This window comes from Pseudomonas sp. OV546 (assembly GCF_900116845.1).
GTDB classification, from domain to species: domain Bacteria; phylum Pseudomonadota; class Gammaproteobacteria; order Pseudomonadales; family Pseudomonadaceae; genus Aquipseudomonas; species Aquipseudomonas petroselini.
The window spans coordinates 1-18,667 of record NZ_FPCE01000002.1; the positions used below are offsets into that span (position 1 = coordinate 1).

The window sequence follows — 18,667 nt, forward strand, 5'->3', positions numbered from 1 at the left end:
GCAAGTTGGTATTTGTCAGCGAGGCATTATCCGGGGAAAGGATAGGGCTCAAAGAAGCTGAGGATGATGTCTGGGATTTGTACCTGTGTGATTATTCCTTGGGGAGGCTTGGACGGGGTATGACCCGCGTCCAAGCCTCAAATGTGTAAACGATGTCCCCGGTTTCAGATGTAAACGATGTCTACGGTTCTACACCCCGATGGCAGTGTGACAGCCACAGATGCATCAACTGACACACCGCCATCGGGGGCAAGCCCCCTCCCACATTTTTAACCCAGTAACGCACCCCCAACCCCGGTCGGCTCTAAGGCCGCCGCGCTTTTGCTTTTGATCTGAGGCGCCCCGTCAAACACGCTGGCCGAACGCAGGCTTGAATCCGTGGGTAACCCGGCAGGACGCCGGGTTAGCCGTCCTGGGCCAAGGATGGCCCATCGCGGCGGCCCACGGATTCAAGCCGGAGTGAGGGCACACCGAGCCTAGGCGAGGTGCCGAGTGTTGGGGCGAAGCGTTTTTGGTTACTTTTTGCGCTTTTCAAAAAGTGACCCGCTGTAAGAGCGGAACCATTAGTGGCCGTGACCGCAGCAACGGATATGTACACAGAAGCACTCAGCCCTACTCAATCCCCACCTGATTACGCCCATTATGCTTAGCCGTATACAACCCCTTATCCGCCGCCACTATCACCTGCCGACAATCCGTCCCCTGCTGCGGCGTCATGGTCGACAGCCCAATACTGATGGTCAGACTCGACCCCTCAGTCGGCGCAATGTGCGGAATTTTCAGCGCGGCAACCGCCATCCGCAGCTTCTCAGCCACCAACCGCGCCCCGCCCGGCGAGGTATTAGGCAGCACCAGGGCAAACTCCTCCCCCCCATAGCGCGCCGGCAAATCCGAAGGCCGACTGCTGGCCTCACGAATGGTCGCCGCAACCTTGCGCAAAGCCTCGTCACCTTCGACATGCCCAAAGCTATCGTTGTAGGTCTTGAAGAAATCCACATCAATCATCAACAACGACAGCTGAGTCTGATCACGCATGGCACGGCGCCATTCCAGTTCCAGGTACTCGTCGAAATGGCGACGGTTGGACAGCCCCGTGAGGCCATCGGAGTTCATCAGCCGCTGCAGCACCAGGTTGGTGTCCAACAGTTGTTGCTGGCTGACCCGCAACGCGCGATAAGCCGCATCCCGTTGCAACAGGGTCATGTACGAGCGCGAGTGATAGCGAATGCGTGCAACCAGTTCGATGTTATCCGGCAGCTTGACCAAGTAATCATTGGCCCCGGCCGAGAACGCTGCGCTCTTGATCAGCGGGTCTTCCTTGGTGGAAAGCACGATGATCGGGATGTTCTGCGTGGCCGGGTGGTTGCGGTACTCGCGCACCAGTGTCAGGCCGTCCAGACCTGGCATCACCAGATCCTGCAGGATAACGGTCGGCTTGATACGGATCGCCTGGGCAATCGCCTGGTGTGGGTCGGCGCAGAAGTGGAAGTCGATATTTTCTTCATGGGCCAGGCCACGCCGCACGGCTTCACCGATCATGGCCTGGTCGTCGACCAGCAACACCATGGCGGCGTTTTCGTCGGTCTTGATGTCGTCGATCTGTAAATCATTCATGTGCAGTCACCTGAATTACTGCCTGCAAGCCAGCCGCGAGAGGTCATGTTCATTTGGCAAAGACCTCCAGCAACCGGGGCGCAATTCTATCCAGTGGGCGAATTTCAACAGCAGCATCAATCGCCGCCGCCGCTTTGGGCATGCCATACACCGCCGAGCTTTGCTGATCCTGGGCGATGGTCAAATAACCTTGTTCACGTAGCAATTTGAGGCCCTGGGCCCCGTCGCGCCCCATGCCGGTCAGCAGCACACCGACGGCATCGCCATTCCAGTGGCTGGCCACGCTTTCGAAAAACACATCGATCGATGGCCGGTAAATTTCGTTCACCGGCTCTGCCGTATAGGCTAGCGTGCCATTCTTCAATAAACGAATGTGGTGGTTGGTGCCGGCCAGCAGCACCACGCCGCTTTGCGGCGGCTCGCCTTCGCGGGCCAGGCGTACCGGCAGGCCCGAGGCGCTGCTCAGCCACTCGGCCATGCCCGCCGCGAACACTTGGTCCACATGCTGCACCAGCACGATGGCGGCTGGAAAGTCGCGAGGTAAACCCTTGAGCAGGATTTCCAGGGCAGCCGGACCACCCGCCGAGGAGCCGATAGCCACCAGGCTTTGACGTTTGCCGGATGCGCGCGCCGGCACGGTTTCGGCGCGCACGCGGGTGCCGCGCTGGCCGATCAGCCAGCCGATATTGAGGATCTTGCGCAGCAACGGCGCCGCCGCATCCTTGGGGTTGCCCACGCCGAGGGGCGGGGTGTCCACCACGTCCAGGGCGCCGTGGCCCATGGCCTCGAACACCCGGCTCACGTTGGCCTGGCGGTCGACGGTCACGATAACGATGGCGCACGGCGTCTCGGCCATGATCTGGCGAGTGGCTTCCACGCCGTCCATCACCGGCATGATCAGGTCCATCAGGATCAGGTCCGGCGTCAGTTCGGCGCAGCGTTGCACCGCTTCCAGCCCATTGCTGGCCACCCACACCACTTGGTGCGCAGGCTCGAAGCTCAAGGCGCGGCGCAAGGCCTCCACTGCCAGGGGCATGTCATTGACGATCGCAATCCTCATGCCCGTGCGCCTCCGATCAGTTCCACCACGGCGTCCAGCAGGGCGTCATCGTGGAAACTGGCTTTGGCTAAATAATAGTCCGCACCGGCGTCGAGTCCTCGACGTCGGTCTTCTTCGCGATCTTTGTAGGACACCACCATCACCGGCAACGATTGCAGGCGACTGTCACGGCGCAAGAGTGTGACCAATTCAATACCGTCCATGCGGGGCATATCAATATCAGTGATCAACAGGTCAAAGTCTTCGGAGCGCAAGGCGTTCCAGCCGTCCATGCCATCGACCGCCACGGCCACTTCATAACCACGATTAAGGAGCAATTTGCGTTGCAGCTCACGCACGGTCAGCGAGTCATCGACCACCAGCACGCGCTTACGCGGTGCCTCGGTGGTTTGTTGGCTGCGCCGCGCAATACGTTCCAATCGGCCGGTGTTCAGCAGTTTGTCCACCGAACGCAACATGTCTTCAACGTCGACGATCAACACCACCGAGCCATCATCCAGCAAGGCACCGGCGGAAATATCCTGGACCTTGCCCAGGCGATCATCGAGCGGCAACACCACCAGCGTACGCTCACCGATAAAGCGCTCCACGGCAATCCCGTACACCGTATCGCGCTCGCGGATCACCACCACTTTCAGCGTTTCTGACGGACTCTGCCCCGCCGGGCGCTGCAACAACTGGCTGGCGGCGACCAGGCCAACATGCCGGCCCTCGTGCCAGAAATGCTGGCGACCTTCCAGTTGCACGATGTCATCGGGCGCGAGGTCACACATGCGTTCGATATGCGCCAGCGGGAACGCATAGGCTTCCTCACCGACTTCCACCACCAGGCTGCGTACCACCGACAGGGTCAACGGCACCTCAAGGTGGAAACGACTGCCCTGCCCCGCCGTCTGCTCCAGCACCACCGCGCCGCGCAGTTGGCGGACCATGTGCTGCACCGCGTCCAGGCCCACGCCGCGCCCGGACACTTCGGTGACCGTGTCACGCAGGCTGAACCCCGGCAGGAACAGGAACGTCAGCAACTCTTCTTCGCTCAGGCGCAGGGCGGTTTCGACCGGTGACAGGTGCCGATCGACGATGGTGCCGCGCAGCCGCTCCAGGTCGACGCCATTGCCGTCATCACTGAGCTCCAGCACCAGCAAACCGGCCTGATGGGAGGCACGCAGGCGGATCAAGCCTTCAGCCGGCTTGCCCGCCAGCAGGCGTTGCTCAGGCATTTCGATGCCGTGGTCGACGGCATTGCGCAACAAATGGGTGAGCGGCGCCTCAAGTTTTTCCAGTACGTCACGGTCGACCTGGGTCTTTTCGCCCTCGATCTCCAGGCGCACTTGCTTGCCGAGGCTGCGGCCGAGGTCGCGCACCATGCGCACTTGCCCAGCCAATACATCGGCAAACGGGCGCATGCGGCAGGCCAGTGCAGTGTCATACAACACTTGGGCGCGCTGCCCGGCCTGCCAGCCGAACTCGTCCAGCTCGGCGTGCTTTTCCGCCAGCAAGGCCTGGGCTTCGCTCAACAAACGGCGCGTGTCGGCCAGGGCTTCCTGGGCCTCGAGGCTCAGGACCTGGGTCTTGAGTTGCCCGTCCAGCGTATCCAGCGCCCGTATCCCCTGGCTTTGAATGCGCTTGAGGCGTTGCAGGCTGGCCAGGTACGGCTTGAGCCGCTGGGTTTCCACCAGGGATTTGCTCGACAGGTCCAGCAGGCTGTTCAAGCGCTCGGCGGTGACGCGCAGTACGCGTTCGCCGCCTTCGGTCATGCGCTTGCCTTGACGCGGCGGCTCGCTGGTCACCGGCGGCGCGGGTTCGGGTTCCGGCGGCAGTTCTTCGACGACGGGCGCTGGCTCCGGCGGCGGCGCGACGTTGACAGGCGCCTGGGACGGATCCAGCAGACGCTCCATCAACGCGACGTAGGCCTCGACATCCGCCGGCCCGACGTCATTGCCTGGCGTGGCGATGCGCATCAGCAGATCAGTGCCCTGCAGCAGCGCATCGATATGTTCGGGTTGCAGGTACAGGCGGTTTTCCTGGGCGCTGACCAGGCAATCCTCCATGACGTGGGACACGCTGACCCCGGCATCCACCCCAACGATGCGCGCGGCGCCCTTGAGCGAGTGCGCCGCGCGCATGCAGGCTTCGAGCTGGTCCGCCTGGGTCGGGTTGCGTTCCAGGGCGAGCAGGCCCGCGCTCAACACCTGGGTCTGCGCATCGGCTTCCAGGCTGAACAATTCCAGCAGCGAGGCATCACGCATCTGGTCGGGGGTCATGAGAGGCTCCGGGTCACGGCGGACAACAATTGCGCCTCGTCCAGCCAGCGCAGGCTGCGGCCTTTCCACGGCAATACACCCTGGGTAAAGCGCGCGCTGGCCTGGGTGCCGGACGCCGATGCGGCCTTCAAGGTGCGCTCATCGATGGCATGGATGCCGTCGACTTCATCCACCGGCACCACCACCGGGCCATCCTGGGCGGCAATGATCAACATGCGCGGCATGATGCGCCCGCCGGTGGCGCCGCTGCTGGTGGCGTCCAGGCCCAGCAGTTCCACCAGCGACAAGCACGCCACCAGCGCGCCGCGCACGTTGGCCACGCCGAGCAAGGCGCGGGAACGTTGATGCGGCAGGGAATGGATCGGTTGCAACGGCGCGACTTCCACCAGGCAGCGTGTAGCGATGCCCAGCCATTCTTCGCCGAGGCGGAACATCAAGAGCGAACGGGTGACCACCTCCGTGTCGACTTCGGCCGCCTGCGGGCGTCGGTCGTCCTGCTGCAAGGCGTAGCGGTCCAGCAGACGCGTGGCGGCGGCGGAATACACCGAGCAGTTGCGGCAATGGATATGGTCAGCCAGTAGTGGGCAGGACTTATCGCCATGGATGCCGATGCGGTTCCAGCAGTCGTCGATGGCTTGAGTGTCGGCCAGGGTCAGGTCCAGGCCGGTGGTGTCGAGCGCCTCGGTGTTACTCATGGTTTGGACTCACTGTCGGCTCGCTCGCTACGGGCGGCTCGCGCCTGCAGACGGCGCGCCCCCGCACTGTCGCCCCGGGACTCGAGCAACGCGGCCAAGTGCATCAAGGCCTGCGGGTGCTGGGGTTCCAGGTACAAGGCTTTTCGATAATAGCCCTGGGCTTCCAGGGCACTGCCGGCCACGTCGCTGAGCAGCCCCAGCCAGTAAAACACCTGGGCGGCCGGCGGGTGGCTGTTCAAATAGTCTTCACACGCGGCCCGGGCCTCGGCACTTTTGCCTTCGTTGGCCAGGGTGGCGATCCGGCTGAGCAAGGTGCCTGCATCGGAGGGCGCAGCCTTGATCGGCAAGACGTGGGCGCTGACGGTGCTGAACGGCCGTGGTTTAGCTGAAATCGGCGCAGTGCTGCGCGGAGGCGTGGGAGCAGGCGTCGGTATAAACGCTGGCTCGGGCAGCTGCGGCGAGCCCTGCCGGCTGAACGCAAAGGACTGCGGCACCCCAATCGAACGCATGCCGTGGCGCCCCAGCAGGCTGCCTTCGGCCGGGCCGATAAACAGCACACCGTCCACGTGGGTGAGGCCTTTGAGCACATCGAAGACTTGTTTCTGGGTGGGCTGGTCGAAGTAGATCAGCAGGTTGCGGCAGAACACGAAGTCGTAGGCGGCCTCATTGGCCAGCAGCGCCGGGTCGAGCAGGTTGCCGACTTGAAGGCGCACTTGTTCGCGCACCCGATCGGCGATGTGGAAGCCGTCGCTGTATTCAGTGAAGTGGCGGTCACGGAAGGCAATATCGCCGCCGCGAAAGGAGTTCTTGCCGTACACCCCGCGTCGCGCACGCTCCACCGACAGCGGGCTGACGTCCATCCCCTGTACCTTGAACTGATGCGGCGCGAGGCCAGCATCGAGCAGCGCCATGGCAATCGAATAGGGTTCTTCGCCGGTGGAGCACGGCAGGCTGAGGATGCGCAATGCGCGCATCTGCTTGATATCGACCAGGCGGGCCTTGGCCAGGCGCGCCAGGGTCGCAAAGGATTCGGGGTAACGGAAAAACCAGGTTTCGGGGACGATCACTGCTTCGATCAGCGCTTGCTGTTCGTCCTGGGAGCTTTGCAGGTGCTGCCAGTATTCGCCCGGCGTGGGTGCCTGGACGATCTGGCTGCGCTGGCGCACGGCGCGCTCGATGATGGCTTCGCCCACCGACGCGACGTCCAGGCCGATGCGCTCTTTAAGAAAGGCAAAAAAACGCGGGTCGTTGCTCATACGCTCAGCTCGGCAGAAAACAGCACGGCGCGCACGTCATCGGTCAGCAGGTCGTTTACACCGATCCATTGCATCAGGCCCAGCGCATCTTCGCGCACCGGCCCCAGGTAGGGTGCCTGGCGGTTGGCCAGACCGTAGGGCTGGAACTCGGCGGGGTCGCAACGCAGGGTGTCGGTGGCCTGCTCCAGGATCAGTCCCAGCCAACGCGCTTGGGACCCGGCGTCGGGTTGGTAATTGACCAGCACCAGCCGCGTGCTGGTGCGGGCCTGGGCCGGGTTGCCGAAGGTCAAGGCGCTGAGGTCAATGACCGGCACCAGCGCCCCACGATGGGCAAAGATCCCGGCGACCCACAGCGGTGCATGGGCAATGGGTTTCAAAGGCAGGCGCGGCAGCACTTCGGCCACTTCGGTAGCCTTGAGGGCATAGCGTTCCTGACCGATATGGAACACCAGGAACAACGCCTTTTTCGCTGCCGGGACGGCGCCGCGTTTAGCCGCGAGTTCGCTCATCAGACTTTGAAACGCGACACGCCGCTGCGCAGACCCACCGCAACCTGGCTCAGTTCATCAATGGCAAAGCTGGCCTGGCGCAGGGACTCCACCGTCTGGCTGCTGGCATCGCCCAGTTGCACGAGGGCGTGGTTGATCTGCTCGGCGCCGGTGGCCTGGGCCTGCATGCCTTCGTTGACCATCAACACCCGCGGCGCCAGCGCCTGTACCTGGTGGATGATCTGCGACAACTGCTCGCCCACTTGCTGCACTTCGAACATGCCGCGGCGCACTTCTTCGGAGAACTTGTCCATGCCCATCACCCCCGCAGACACTGCGGACTGGATCTCGCGCACCATCTGCTCGATGTCATAGGTGGCCACGGCGGTCTGGTCCGCGAGGCGCCGCACTTCGGTGGCGACCACGGCAAAACCGCGACCGTACTCGCCGGCTTTTTCCGCTTCGATGGCTGCGTTGAGCGACAGCAGGTTGGTCTGGTCGGCCACCTTGACGATGGTCACCACCACCTGGTTGATGTTGCCGGCCTTCTCATTGAGGATCGCCAGCTTGGCGTTGACCAGGTCGGCCGCGCCCATCACCGAGTGCATGGTCTCTTCCATGCGCGCCAGTCCTTGCTGGCCGGAGCCGGCAGCCACCGACGCCTGGTCGGCGGCGGTGGACACTTCGGTCATGGTGCGGACCAAGTCCTTGGAGGTGGCCGCGATTTCGCGCGACGTAGCACCGATCTCAGTGGTCGTCGCGGCCGTTTCAGTCGCGGTGGCCTGTTGCTGCTTGGACGTGGCGGCAATTTCGGTCACCGAGGTGGTGACCTGCACCGACGAGCGCTGGGCCTGGGACACCAGGGCCGTGAGCTCGGTCATCATGTCGTTAAAGCCGGTTTCGACGGCGCCGAACTCGTCCTTGCGCTCCAGGTTAAGGCGTTTGCTCAGGTCGCCGTCGCGCATGGTTTCGAGGATATCGACGATGCGTTGCATCGGCGCCATGATCGCGCGCATCAGCAACAGGCCGCACAGTCCGGCAGCCAAGATGGCGATGAGCAGCGACACGGCCATGCTGATCTTGGCCGACAGTACCGCCTCGTCGATCGCCGCCGTCGCCCGGTCAGACACGTTCTTGTTTTCAGTAATGATGTCGTTGAGCTTCATGCGCCCTTCGGTCCAGATCGGCGTCAATTGCTCCTCGAGCAATTGATTCGCGCCCGACAGGTCATTGGCTTCAACGCGTTCCAGCACCTGGGCCAGCACTTTGTTGTAGTTGATGTGCGCCGCCTTGAAGTTATCGAACTCCATGCGGTCAGCTTGGCCATGAATGGTTTTTTCGTAGTTGGCCATCTGCTGTTCAATACGCGCTTCGAACGACTTGTAGTCGTTCTTATCGGTATTGGTGAAGGTTTTGTCGTCGCGCAGGCCGATGATGTCGATGGTCTGCAAATAGCTGTCGACCCAGGCGCTGCGGATCATCGAACTGAGGTAAACGCCCGGCACCGCGTCGTCCCGGACGGCTTCCTGGCTGGTTTCGATCTTCAGCAACCGTGAATAAGAGACCACGACCATTAACAGCATGATGGCGATAATGACCGCAAAACTTGCCAAGATGCGTTGGCGCAAGGTCCAGTTCTTCACAGTAATTCCTCGAAGGGCCATTCAAATGGAGGGGAGTATAGCTGAGGCAGTGCCATCGTTTATCAATGGGTTATCGGATAGAACGCTCGACAGGCAAAAAATCCTCGCGGGGTGATTGCCGCCCCCTCCTACCTCAACACCGCCTCCACTGACGTGCTCCTCGCTGAATATCAGTAAGGGTCGAATCCGAAATCGAAAGGCGGGGACCCACCTCAGCAACCTCAAGTCGTGCTCTTTTTTTTACAGTGGACAATAGAAGATACAACCCACGCACCCAGGTTTTACGCAGGCTGGAGCCGCTCGGAAACACCCGAAAAAACAAACGCACTCTGCGAGACAGCGACGAGGGCGTAGAACTGCCTGCCCACGCCTGGCGCTTCAGCGCCTATCCCTGCAAGGAGCATAGCCATTGAATATTTCCGCCCCCTCTACCCCGCTAGCCATTACCTCGCCGCCAAACACACGGATCGCCCCTCCTACCACCGGCAACCCATTCAGCCAGCATCGCAGCGACAGAGCCTCCACAAACTCCTTGCCCGAGGCCGCCAAGACGCCAGCAAAGTCGCCGTTGCCGTTGAGTCTGCTGCCTTCAAATAGAGCGAAAGCCAGCATCGCCGCAGGCAATGCTTTAGCGATGGGTTACCCGGACAAGCTCCTGGCAGGTTACTACGGCGACGCGCTGGCACGCGCGCGCGGCGGGGACAGCCAACGAGAGGTGATTGTTGCCGGCATTCCCCCCGACTCAACGTTCGGAAAATGGTGGCAATACTTTCGGGAGGCGTTGAATAGCCCGGACTTCACCGCCTGGATGCTTTCGGAGGGTCTCGATAGCAGCACTGTCGAGATCACTCCCTCCAAAGGCGCCTTACACGCCAGGCGAAAAGCCGACCAGAGCGTCGTCAGTTTTACCCTCAACAACGATGCGCGCTGGGCGGCGGTGGCCGGGCCCATACTCGACGCCGGCAAGGTGATCGCGCCCGATACCTTCAGTATCAGGAACCCCGCAATGCTACCTGTACACAGCGCGCCCTTTGAGCTTATCGGGCGGTTCTATGGGGAAAACCTCGACAACCTCAGCCAGGCCCAGGTGGCAACGCGTGTTGCACAATTGAATGAAGGCCAGGGTTTCCGACCACTCGACCCATCGGATGGGTTAAGACCTCCCCATACACGCACCCCTGAAGCCCTCGAGCTTCAGAAACAAAACCTGGGTGACAGACGCAACCGACTAAGCCTTATCCATACGCTCACCCGTATCAGTGTGCTGGCCTCAACGAATTCAAACACGACGCTGGCCGAACACATCGATTCGCACCGTGTCCCCGTCCACCCGGATTCCGTATTCGCGAAGACTTACCCAGGCATGCCGGAAAGCGGTTTGAAGCTTGAGCCGTTTTTGCATGTGCACGGCTTGATGATTCCCCAGGACAAGGCCGAGCTGTCGAACCTTATTGCCGTTCTGTCAGACCCGGTACCACAACCGCCTGACAACTCGAGGCACTGGGGACTGCTGTCGGACACGCGCCAACTCGGACGTGACGAGCGCGAACGCGTCCAGAACATCGTCAGTGAAGAGGCACAAAATGGGTTGGAGGGGGGCACCTGCCTTCTCAACCACCTGGCTAAAAAAACTCCAGATCTCACCACCGCTGATAGCCCCGCGCAACGCCTGCAGGCTCTGATTGCCAGTCCGCAGGCACAGGCGCTGGGTAAGCGCCTGCAAAGCGCGTTCGCGGACACCTGGTCAACCAGCACAGCCAGCGACTGGGCGATGATCGCGCTGGCGCTCGACCTGGACCCCGCCGTGGGCACCCAACGCAACGTCGTCGCCGGTTACGACCTGGCCCAGGCAGCTCACCGGGGCTTGTCACCTGCCGCTATAACAGCGCGACTCGTCGAGCATCTTAAGCAGCAAGGCCGAGTCGATCACGACCTGGCCCCTGCGGCGGCACAGCTATTGCTCGCCAGCGCAGCACCTGCGTTCCTGGTCAAGGACCTCCCTGGCGGCTTGGTGTATGGGTCCCACACCTGGGCCAGCCTGAGCACCGCTGTCGCGCGCATTGAGGCGCTGGAGCCGGGCGCCACCCGTAACATGACGTTTGGCCAAGTCATGAGTTTTGGCAACAGAAGCCCGGTCACGCTTAAGGATGCTGGCATTGAGGCGGGGGCTCAGACACATGCCGTCATCGATTGGGCCATCGCCAATGACGTCCTGAATAAGGCTAACGATCATGCGTTTACGCCCGAACAGATCACCGTTGCGCGAGACAAATTCAACGCATTGCTAGAAACATTAGGCACTGCCAATAAAGGCCTCACCGCCTTTCTGCCTACGCGCAGGGCATTGGCCTGCGCAGAATTGAAGAAGGTATATGGCGACTATGACTTCGAGCAGCCGCTGACCCCCATCGTCAACCTTGACGGCAGTGAGACCAAGCATGCACTGGTGGACATTTATACGGCAGGGAAGATGGACCGTATCGTTGACCAGAGCGTCGTATTGAGCCCGACCCGCCGCACGGGGGTCAGACCCCTTCCGGACATCACGGCCATTTTCAATGAGCAGTTCGATGCCTACATCAAGGGATTGAGGACAGGCATAAACACCGCGATGCAATACCAGTTTTCCCAACTGCCTCTTGATGAACGCCAACATATCGCGGTCGGCGACATCACCTTCCACTCTGTGCGCGAAGCCAACGGCGACACTGAGACACCCGCTCAAGTCGACGCGTCCAGAGCACGTCACGGTCTACTGATGTGTGTAAAAAACAAAGGTGACGTGCGGATTTACGAAGTGTTGCCGATGCAGGGGCTCGTTCGCCGCAACCATCAACTATGGGGCAGCAGCGTTCATCAAACGCCCCTACGTGGCTACGATGACCCGGATGATTACTTTCTTGAAAAGGCCAAAGGCAAGTCGCTCGACATTGACTTGGACGCCTACAAAACCGGCGCGCCGCCAAAGGAGGTCGTGTCTTCAGGCCTTTCCATTGATCCGGTGCCTTTTTCTTTTCCAAAGGCATGGGGAGAAAAGACCGGGCAAGACCGTTCGCCTACAGCGCCATGGGCCAGTGAGCGTGAGCAACACCTGGCCAACGAGATCGAAAAGTTTATCCTCTATGGCCGCGACGCGCTCAAGGCCTACGCCAGTGGAACCAATGCTGTTGAAGAGCAAGAAAAACAGTTGGTGGATGAACTGGGCGCCGTCATGGACTTCCTGCCCCTGAAAAGCGGTATTGAAAAGGCAGTAAAAGGCGATGTATGGGGGGCCGTTGGGGACTTCGCTCTGGACCTGCTGGGTTTTGTTATTCCGGTGGGCAAGGCGGTCAGCCAGGCGACCAAGCTCACTGGAAAACTCGGAACAAAACTGTTCACCGGGGCCAAAATAATCGGCGCCGCGGCAGTCGGCGCTCTTAACCCAGCGGACGGCCTTGGCGCGCTGGCCGAGGGTTTGGGTCAAGGCACGCGCCAAATGCTTTCAACGGCTGCTCGCGCGTTCAAGTTGAAGCATCCACCCGGCCTGCCGGGTGAACTCGCAGTGGTCGAAAAATATACCGTTTCACCCTCGCGCCTCGTCGGCCTGAGCCCGGATAGCCAAGGGGTTTACCACAGCCTCGATGGCCAGAGTCAATACATCCGCCACGTCGACAAGTCTGGCAAGGCTTCTGTCTATCAGGTTCGAGAAGCTTCGGGCGGTAGCCCCATGAGTTCGGTGCAGGTTCGTGTCATCAACCCCAAGACCTACCGACAAACTGAATTCATATTAAACAAAACCGGCGCCGATCAATGGCAACGCCTGGGGCTGCCGGGCGGTGTCGAGGGAATGCCTTATAAAAGCTATGAAGTCCCAATGGACGAAGTCAACCGCGTACTTAGTGATGATGGCAAGACAAGGCTTTATGCCAATTTTTGCGTTTTAGTAGAGTTTGATGTAGCCAATGACGTTTGGCGCAAGCTAGGCGACGGTAAAACCCTGGGCGCCCCTTTTTGGCGAACAGGCCCCTACGAGTGGAAAAGTGGCAGCCTGGACGAGTTCTTGCGGGTCAAGGCGACACTGCCCAAGCCAACCACCTTTGAAACAGTTCACGCAGCCCTTGCCCCCGTTCCCACGGCCGTTACGCCGATCAAGAAGGAAATCAATTACATATGGGCTGGCGCCATGATTCCGGATGATCGGCTCAGCCTGATGCTGGAGAATGCACGTAAGACACCCGGTTTCCAATCAGTGGTCCATGTCGACGCAGACAGCCCGGAAAAGTTTGCATCGATCAAAGCGGCCCTGGACAAAAAAACGCCCAACCTGGAAGTGCGAAATCTGAATGAAGATCCTTTCTTCCAAGAGTTCAAGACCACGCAAGCCGGTGAGATGTACCAGTATTTTCGTCAGGGCAAAACACACAATTACGCGGCGGCTTCAGATGCTCTGCGCTATCCGCTGATCAACCACCGGGGCGGCATCTACCTGGACAGTGATGACTTGATCACCAAGCAGATTGGAGATATCGAGCTCAAAGCAGGTACCGATGACCTATTGCTCAACTCCCATGTGAAGCATTCCGAACTCTCGTTCTCGGGCTACAACACTAACGTGTTCGCCAGCCATCCCAACAACCGGGTCCTGAAAGAGATCAGTGAGGAATCCTACAAACGATTCCGGGAAAACAAACCCTGGCTGGACACACACCGACCTTACCTTGAGAGGGAAAATCCCAGCCCTGAGGCCATACGGGAATTCAATGAGTATGAGAGCAAGATATTTGAAGTAACGGGGCCTGACGTCTTTAACGATGTCTTGAAGAAAAGCCGGCCCGACTACTACGGGCTCAGCGAAACGATCGGTAACAACGCGCGAGCCGGCATCATTTTACCGAGGGCGGATGCACTCGCAGAGCAGTCCGCCATTGACTATTACCTACCCTTCCATCGCCGTTTTGAAATAGACATAGGCGGCGGCCACTCTATGGTCGACAGAGTCAGCTGATACCGAGAACACGACCCTGATCGTTCCCAGCCATGGGGACGGTCATCACTCTGTCGCCTGACGAACCTGTTTTTCCAGCTCCTGCTTCAAACCAGGCTCAAGTTTCAGTTGGCGTGCCAGCTCATCCAGGTACGCTTTCTCCATAAAGTTCTCCTCATCCACCAGCATCACACTGGCGATGTACATCTCAGCCGCCATCTCCGGGGTACTGGCCGCCCGTGCTACATCGGCCGGGTCCAAGGGCTTGTTCAGTTCAGCGTGCAGCCAGCTTTGCAGCTCGCGGTCGTTATCCAGCTTGGTGAACTCGCCTTCGATCAGCTCGCGTTCGCGCGCATCCACATGGCCGTCGGCCTTGGCGGCGGCGACCAGCGCCTTGAGAATGCCCTGGCTGTGTTGCTCGACCTGGGCCGGTGGCAGGCGGTCGATAGTCTGCGGTTCGCCCTGCGGCGCATTGGCTTGATTGGCCTGCCAGTTGCCATAGGCTTTATAGGCAATCACCCCCAAGGCCGCCAAGCCGCCGTAAGTCAGGGCCTTGCCGCCAAATTTGCGCGCCTTCTTGTTGCCCATCAGCAAGCCCATGGCGCCGGCCGCCAGGGCGCCGCCACCCGCTCCACCGAGCAAACTCCCCAGCCCGCCACCGCCCAGCAAACCGCCGAGAGCGCCTTTGTCATCCTGCTTGCGTTGGCCGCCAGCCTTGTTTTGCAACATGTCCTGGCCAGACTTGAGCAGTTGATCGAGCAATCCACGGGTATTCATTCGTAGCCTCCAGACACTTGGGTTCATAGGACCAATAGGCCCCCAGCGTAAAACTAAGTGCCAAAAAGCCTCGATCTAGATTGCTTCCAGATGTAACGCGGGCGCCCTTCGCAAAAACCGATATACACTCGAGTGAATCTATAAAAACACCTCACTGGTAATTCCAGCATGATGACCTTGCGTCAAATCCGGCACTTTATCGCCGTGGCCGAGACCGGCTCGATCTCCGCCGCCGCGCAGACCGCGTTTATTTCCCAGTCGACACTGACCCTCGCCATCCAGCAACTGGAACAGGAAATCGGCGTCAACCTGTTCAACCGGCATGCCAAGGGCATGACCCTCACCCACCAGGGCCATCAATTCCTGCGCCAGGCGCACCTGATCCTCGCCACCGTCGATAACGCCAAGCGCAGCCTGCAACAGAGCACCGACCAAGTGGCGGGCCAGTTAATCATCGGCGTGACCAGCCTGGTGGCCGGTTATTATCTGGCCGATCTGCTGACGCGCTTCCAACGCGCCTACCCCAACGTGGAAATCCGCGTGATGGAGGACGAACGTCCGTATATCGAGCATTTACTGGTCAGCGGCGAGATCGACGTTGGCGTGCTGATCCTCTCCAATCTCGAGGACCGCCACGCGCTGCAGACCGAAGTGTTGACCCACTCGCCCCACCGTTTGTGGCTGCCGGCGCAACACCCATTGCTGGAACACGACAGCATCAACCTGGCCGATGTGGCGCGTGAGCCGTTGATCCAGCTGAATGTCGATGAAATGGGCCACAACGCCCAACGCCTATGGGCTGGAGCCGGGTTGCAACCTCGGGTGACCTTGCGCACCGCGTCGACCGAAGCGGTGCGAAGCCTGGTGGCGGCGGGTCTCGGCGTGTCGATTCAGCCGGACATGACCTACCGGCCCTGGTCCCTGGAAGGCGACATTATTGAAGCGCGGTCGATTGCCGACCTCAGCCAGACCCTCGACGTGGGCCTGGCCTGGCGCCGTGGCACCGCGCGTCCGGCGCTGGTCGACCCCTTCCTGACCGTGGCCCGCGAACAGCCGCACCCGCGCAAGCCATCTATTTAATCGAATGCTGCATTCAGTATTTAGTATTTGTTGACCTCGCGCCTGGCCTCTACTCTCAGCTAATCCATAAGAGAACGCCGGGCGCCTTGTAAGAGAACGCCCATGGCCACACAAGAAAAGAGATCGCGAAAAATGTCCGGCGCGCCCACCCCGCTGCTCACTGCGTTGCTGATCGACGGCGAACTGGTCCAGGGCCAGGGTTTTGCCGAGCCGATCCTCAACCCGGCCACCGGTGAAGTGCTCACCCAGATCGCCGAAGCCAGTACCGAGCAGGTCGAAAGCGCAATCCTCGCCGCCCACCGCGCCTTTGCCGGTTGGTCACGGACCACGCCGCAGCAACGCTCGAACATCCTGCTGGGCATCGCCGACGCCATCGAAAAACAAGCCGACTACCTGGCCCGCCTGGAATCACTGAATTGCGGCAAGCCGTTGCACCTGGCGCGCCAGGATGACCTGAGCGCCACCGTCGATGTGTTCCGCTTCTTCGCCGGGGCCGTGCGCTGCCAGACCGGGCAACTGAGCGGCGAGTACCTGCCGGGCTACACCAGCATGGTGCGCCGCGATCCGATTGGTGTGGTGGCCTCCATCGCGCCGTGGAATTACCCGCTGATGATGGCCGCGTGGAAGATCGCCCCGGCCCTGGCTGCCGGTAACACCTTGGTGTTCAAGCCGTCGGAACACACGCCGCTGTCGATCCTGGCCCTCGCCCCGGTGCTTAAAGATCTGCTGCCGCGCGGCGTGATCAACATTCTGTGTGGCGGCGGCGAAGGTGTTGGCAGCCATCTGGTCAGCCACCCCAAGGTGCGCATGGTGTCGCTGACCGGCGATATCGTCACCGGGCAGAAGATCCTGCAGGCCGCCGCCAAAACCCTAAAACGCACGCACTTGGAACTCGGCGGCAAAGCCCCCGTGATCGTATGCAACGATGCCGACCTGCAAGCCGTGGTCGAGGGCGTGCGCGCCTATGGGTACTACAACGCCGGCCAGGATTGCACCGCCGCGTGCCGCATCTACGCCCAGGCCGGAATCCACGACAAACTGGTCGCCGAACTGGGCGCGGCCGTGAGCAGCCTGCGCTTTGCCGGCAAACGCGATGCCGATAACGAACTCGGCCCGCTGATCAGTACGCGCCAGCGCGACCGCGTCGCCAGTTTTGTCGAACGGGCCCTCGGCCAGCCGCATATCGAACGCATCACCGGCGCCGCCGTGCATTCCGGTGCGGGCTTCTATTACCAACCTACCCTGCTCGCCGGCTGCAAACAGAACGACGAAATCGTGCAGCGCGAAGTCTTCGGCCCGGTCGTCACGGTGACGCGCTTCGACGAGTTGGAACAGGCGGTGGACTGGGCCAACGACTCCGAATACGGCCTGGCCTCGTCGGTGTGGACCCAGAACCTCGACAAGGCCATGCAAGTGGCCGCGCGCCTGCAATACGGCTGCACCTGGATCAACAGCCATTTCATGCTGGTCAGCGAAATGCCCCACGGCGGCTTGAAACGCTCGGGGTACGGGAAAGACCTGTCCAGCGATTCGCTGCAGGACTACAGCGTGGTACGGCACATCATGGCGCGCCACGGCCAACATCTTTAAAACAACAACTAAGCTCTTGCGTTACCGGTTGCACACAACTGCCCCGACCATAATTAAAGAAGAGGGAACCCCCATGTCTGCGCACAAGACCGCACTGCTCAGTGCCCTGACCACAGCGCTGCTGGCCAGCGCCAGCCTACAGGCCGCCGAACCGCTTAAAGCCGTTGGCGCGGGTGAAGGCCAGTTGGATATCGTCGCTTGGCCCGGCTATATAGAACGTGGCGAAAGCGACAAGGCCTACGACTGGGTCAGCGGTTTCGAGAAGGAAACCGGCTGCAAGGTGAATGTGAAAACCGCCGCCACCTCGGACGAAATGGTCAGCCTGATGGCCAAGGGCGGGTATGACCTGGTCACCGCGTCGGGCGACGCATCGCTGCGCCTGATCGTCGGCAAGCGCGTGCAGCCGATCAACACCGCGCTGATCCCCAACTGGAAGAACATCGACCCGCGCCTGAAGGATGCGCCGTGGTACGTGGTCGGTCAGCAAACCTATGGCACCCCGTATCAGTGGGGCCCGAACGTGTTGATGTACAACACCAACGTGTTCAAGACCGCGCCCACCAGCTGGGACGTGCTGTTCAACGCGCAGAACCTGCCGGACGGCAAGCCGAACAAAGGCCGCGTGCAGGCGTATGACGGGCCGATCTACATCGCCGACGCGGCGCTGTACCTTAAGTCGACCAAGCCGGAACTGGGCATTCAAAGCCCATACGAACTGACCGAAACCCAGTACAAGGCCGTGCTCGATCTGTTGCGCGCCCAGCAACCGCTGATCCACCGCTACTGGCACGACACCACCGTGCAAATGAGTGACTTCAAGAACGAAGGCGTGGTGGCCTCCAGCGCTTGGCCGTATCAGGTCAACGGCCTGCAGAACGAGAAGCAGCCGATTGCTTCGACGATTCCGAAGGAAGGCGCCACCGGCTGGGCCGACACCACGATGTTGCACACCGAGGCCAAGCACCCGAACTGCGCCTACAAGTGGATGGACTGGTCGCTGCAGCCGAAGGTCCAGGGCGATGTCGCCGCCTGGTTCGGTTCGTTGCCGGCCGTGCCTGCGGCCTGCAAGGAAAGTGAACTGCTCGGCGCCGAGGGTTGCAAGACCAATGGTTTCGACCAGTTCGAAAAAATCGCCTTCTGGAAAACCCCGCAAGCTGAAGGCGGCAAGTTCGTGCCGTACAGCCGCTGGACCCAGGATTACATCGCGATCATGGGCGGCAGGTAAGGCCTTCCAAAC

Annotated in this window: 12 protein-coding genes and 1 pseudogene; 5 read left to right on the forward strand and 8 right to left on the reverse strand. The window is 60.9% G+C overall.

What is annotated here, in order from left to right; translation table 11 throughout:
- Positions 1-149: pseudogene (locus BM403_RS32450) on the forward strand (IS481 family transposase); the annotation flags it as partial.
- Between the two features lie 463 nt (positions 150-612).
- On the opposite strand, the gene BM403_RS05205 reads toward BM403_RS32450, so the two are convergent.
- The 7 genes from BM403_RS05205 to BM403_RS05235 are packed head-to-tail and all read right to left on the reverse strand — an operon-like array spanning position 613 to position 9,020.
- Complete coding sequence (locus BM403_RS05205; RefSeq protein ID WP_012722554.1) at positions 613-1,614, reverse strand: diguanylate cyclase; 1,002 nt, start codon at positions 1,612-1,614, stop codon at positions 613-615.
- A 49-nt stretch (positions 1,615-1,663) separates the two neighbouring features.
- A complete protein-coding gene (locus tag BM403_RS05210) occupies positions 1,664-2,674 on the reverse strand; it encodes a chemotaxis response regulator protein-glutamate methylesterase (RefSeq protein WP_093541953.1) in 1,011 nt (336 codons plus the stop codon).
- Positions 2,671-4,938, reverse strand: a complete 2,268-nt coding sequence (locus tag BM403_RS05215; RefSeq protein WP_064054939.1) for a hybrid sensor histidine kinase/response regulator — start codon at positions 4,936-4,938, stop codon at positions 2,671-2,673. Before BM403_RS05215 ends, BM403_RS05210 begins: the two co-directional genes overlap by 4 nt.
- The gene (locus BM403_RS05220) at positions 4,935-5,633 is read right to left on the reverse strand and encodes a chemotaxis protein CheW (protein ID WP_012722551.1); all 699 of its coding nucleotides are present in this window, start codon (positions 5,631-5,633) and stop codon (positions 4,935-4,937) included. The genes BM403_RS05215 and BM403_RS05220 overlap by 4 nt, the downstream gene beginning before the upstream one ends.
- Positions 5,630-6,889 carry a CheR family methyltransferase gene (locus BM403_RS05225; protein WP_093541955.1) on the reverse strand — a complete coding sequence of 420 codons (1,260 nt, stop codon included), beginning with the start codon at positions 6,887-6,889 and terminating at the stop codon, positions 5,630-5,632. Before BM403_RS05225 ends, BM403_RS05220 begins: the two co-directional genes overlap by 4 nt.
- Positions 6,886-7,398 (reverse strand): chemotaxis protein CheW, encoded by a 513-nt coding sequence (locus BM403_RS05230; protein WP_012722549.1) that lies wholly within the window; start codon positions 7,396-7,398, stop codon positions 6,886-6,888. Before BM403_RS05230 ends, BM403_RS05225 begins: the two co-directional genes overlap by 4 nt.
- Positions 7,398-9,020, reverse strand: coding sequence for a methyl-accepting chemotaxis protein (locus BM403_RS05235; protein ID WP_093541957.1), 1,623 nt, complete (start codon positions 9,018-9,020; stop codon positions 7,398-7,400). Before BM403_RS05235 ends, BM403_RS05230 begins: the two co-directional genes overlap by 1 nt.
- A 409-nt stretch (positions 9,021-9,429) precedes the next feature.
- Here BM403_RS05235 and BM403_RS05245 point away from each other — a divergent pair, with 409 nt between their 5' ends.
- Positions 9,430-14,004: a glycosyltransferase gene (locus BM403_RS05245; protein ID WP_139237940.1), complete on the forward strand. Its 4,575-nt coding sequence runs from the start codon at positions 9,430-9,432 to the stop codon at positions 14,002-14,004.
- 45 nt (positions 14,005-14,049) lie between these two features.
- Here the strand turns inward: BM403_RS05245 and BM403_RS05250 are convergent, their stop codons facing one another.
- Positions 14,050-14,760, reverse strand: coding sequence for a tellurite resistance TerB family protein (locus tag BM403_RS05250; RefSeq protein WP_012722546.1), 711 nt, complete (start codon positions 14,758-14,760; stop codon positions 14,050-14,052).
- A 168-nt stretch (positions 14,761-14,928) separates the two neighbouring features.
- Between BM403_RS05250 and BM403_RS05255 the strand changes: the two genes are divergently transcribed.
- The 3 genes from BM403_RS05255 to ydcS all read left to right on the forward strand — a co-directional run bounded on the left by BM403_RS05255 (position 14,929) and on the right by ydcS (position 18,655).
- A complete protein-coding gene (locus tag BM403_RS05255; RefSeq protein ID WP_093541963.1) occupies positions 14,929-15,840 on the forward strand; it encodes a LysR family transcriptional regulator in 912 nt (303 codons plus the stop codon).
- Between the two features lie 132 nt (positions 15,841-15,972).
- Positions 15,973-17,430, forward strand: coding sequence for a gamma-aminobutyraldehyde dehydrogenase (locus tag BM403_RS05260; protein ID WP_012722544.1), 1,458 nt, complete (start codon positions 15,973-15,975; stop codon positions 17,428-17,430).
- Between the two features lie 73 nt (positions 17,431-17,503).
- Positions 17,504-18,655 carry a putative ABC transporter substrate-binding protein YdcS gene (ydcS, locus tag BM403_RS05265; protein WP_064054931.1) on the forward strand — a complete coding sequence of 384 codons (1,152 nt, stop codon included), beginning with the start codon at positions 17,504-17,506 and terminating at the stop codon, positions 18,653-18,655.
- Positions 18,656-18,667: the final 12 nt, after the last annotated feature.

Bases quoted from the DNA above. Each gene is read 5' to 3' on its own strand.
- BM403_RS05205 (WP_012722554.1), bottom strand. From the start codon at position 1,614: ATGAATGATTTACAGATCGACGACATCAAGACCGACGAAAACGCCGCC.
- BM403_RS05210 (WP_093541953.1), bottom strand. From the start codon at position 2,674: ATGAGGATTGCGATCGTCAATGACATGCCCCTGGCAGTGGAGGCCTTG.
- BM403_RS05215 (WP_064054939.1), bottom strand. From the start codon at position 4,938: ATGACCCCCGACCAGATGCGTGATGCCTCGCTGCTGGAATTGTTCAGC.
- BM403_RS05220 (WP_012722551.1), bottom strand. From the start codon at position 5,633: ATGAGTAACACCGAGGCGCTCGACACCACCGGCCTGGACCTGACCCTG.
- BM403_RS05225 (WP_093541955.1), bottom strand. From the start codon at position 6,889: ATGAGCAACGACCCGCGTTTTTTTGCCTTTCTTAAAGAGCGCATCGGC.
- BM403_RS05230 (WP_012722549.1), bottom strand. From the start codon at position 7,398: ATGAGCGAACTCGCGGCTAAACGCGGCGCCGTCCCGGCAGCGAAAAAG.
- BM403_RS05250 (WP_012722546.1), bottom strand. From the start codon at position 14,760: ATGAATACCCGTGGATTGCTCGATCAACTGCTCAAGTCTGGCCAGGAC.
- BM403_RS05255 (WP_093541963.1), top strand. From the start codon at position 14,929: ATGATGACCTTGCGTCAAATCCGGCACTTTATCGCCGTGGCCGAGACC.
- BM403_RS05260 (WP_012722544.1), top strand. From the start codon at position 15,973: ATGTCCGGCGCGCCCACCCCGCTGCTCACTGCGTTGCTGATCGACGGC.
- ydcS (WP_064054931.1), top strand. From the start codon at position 17,504: ATGTCTGCGCACAAGACCGCACTGCTCAGTGCCCTGACCACAGCGCTG.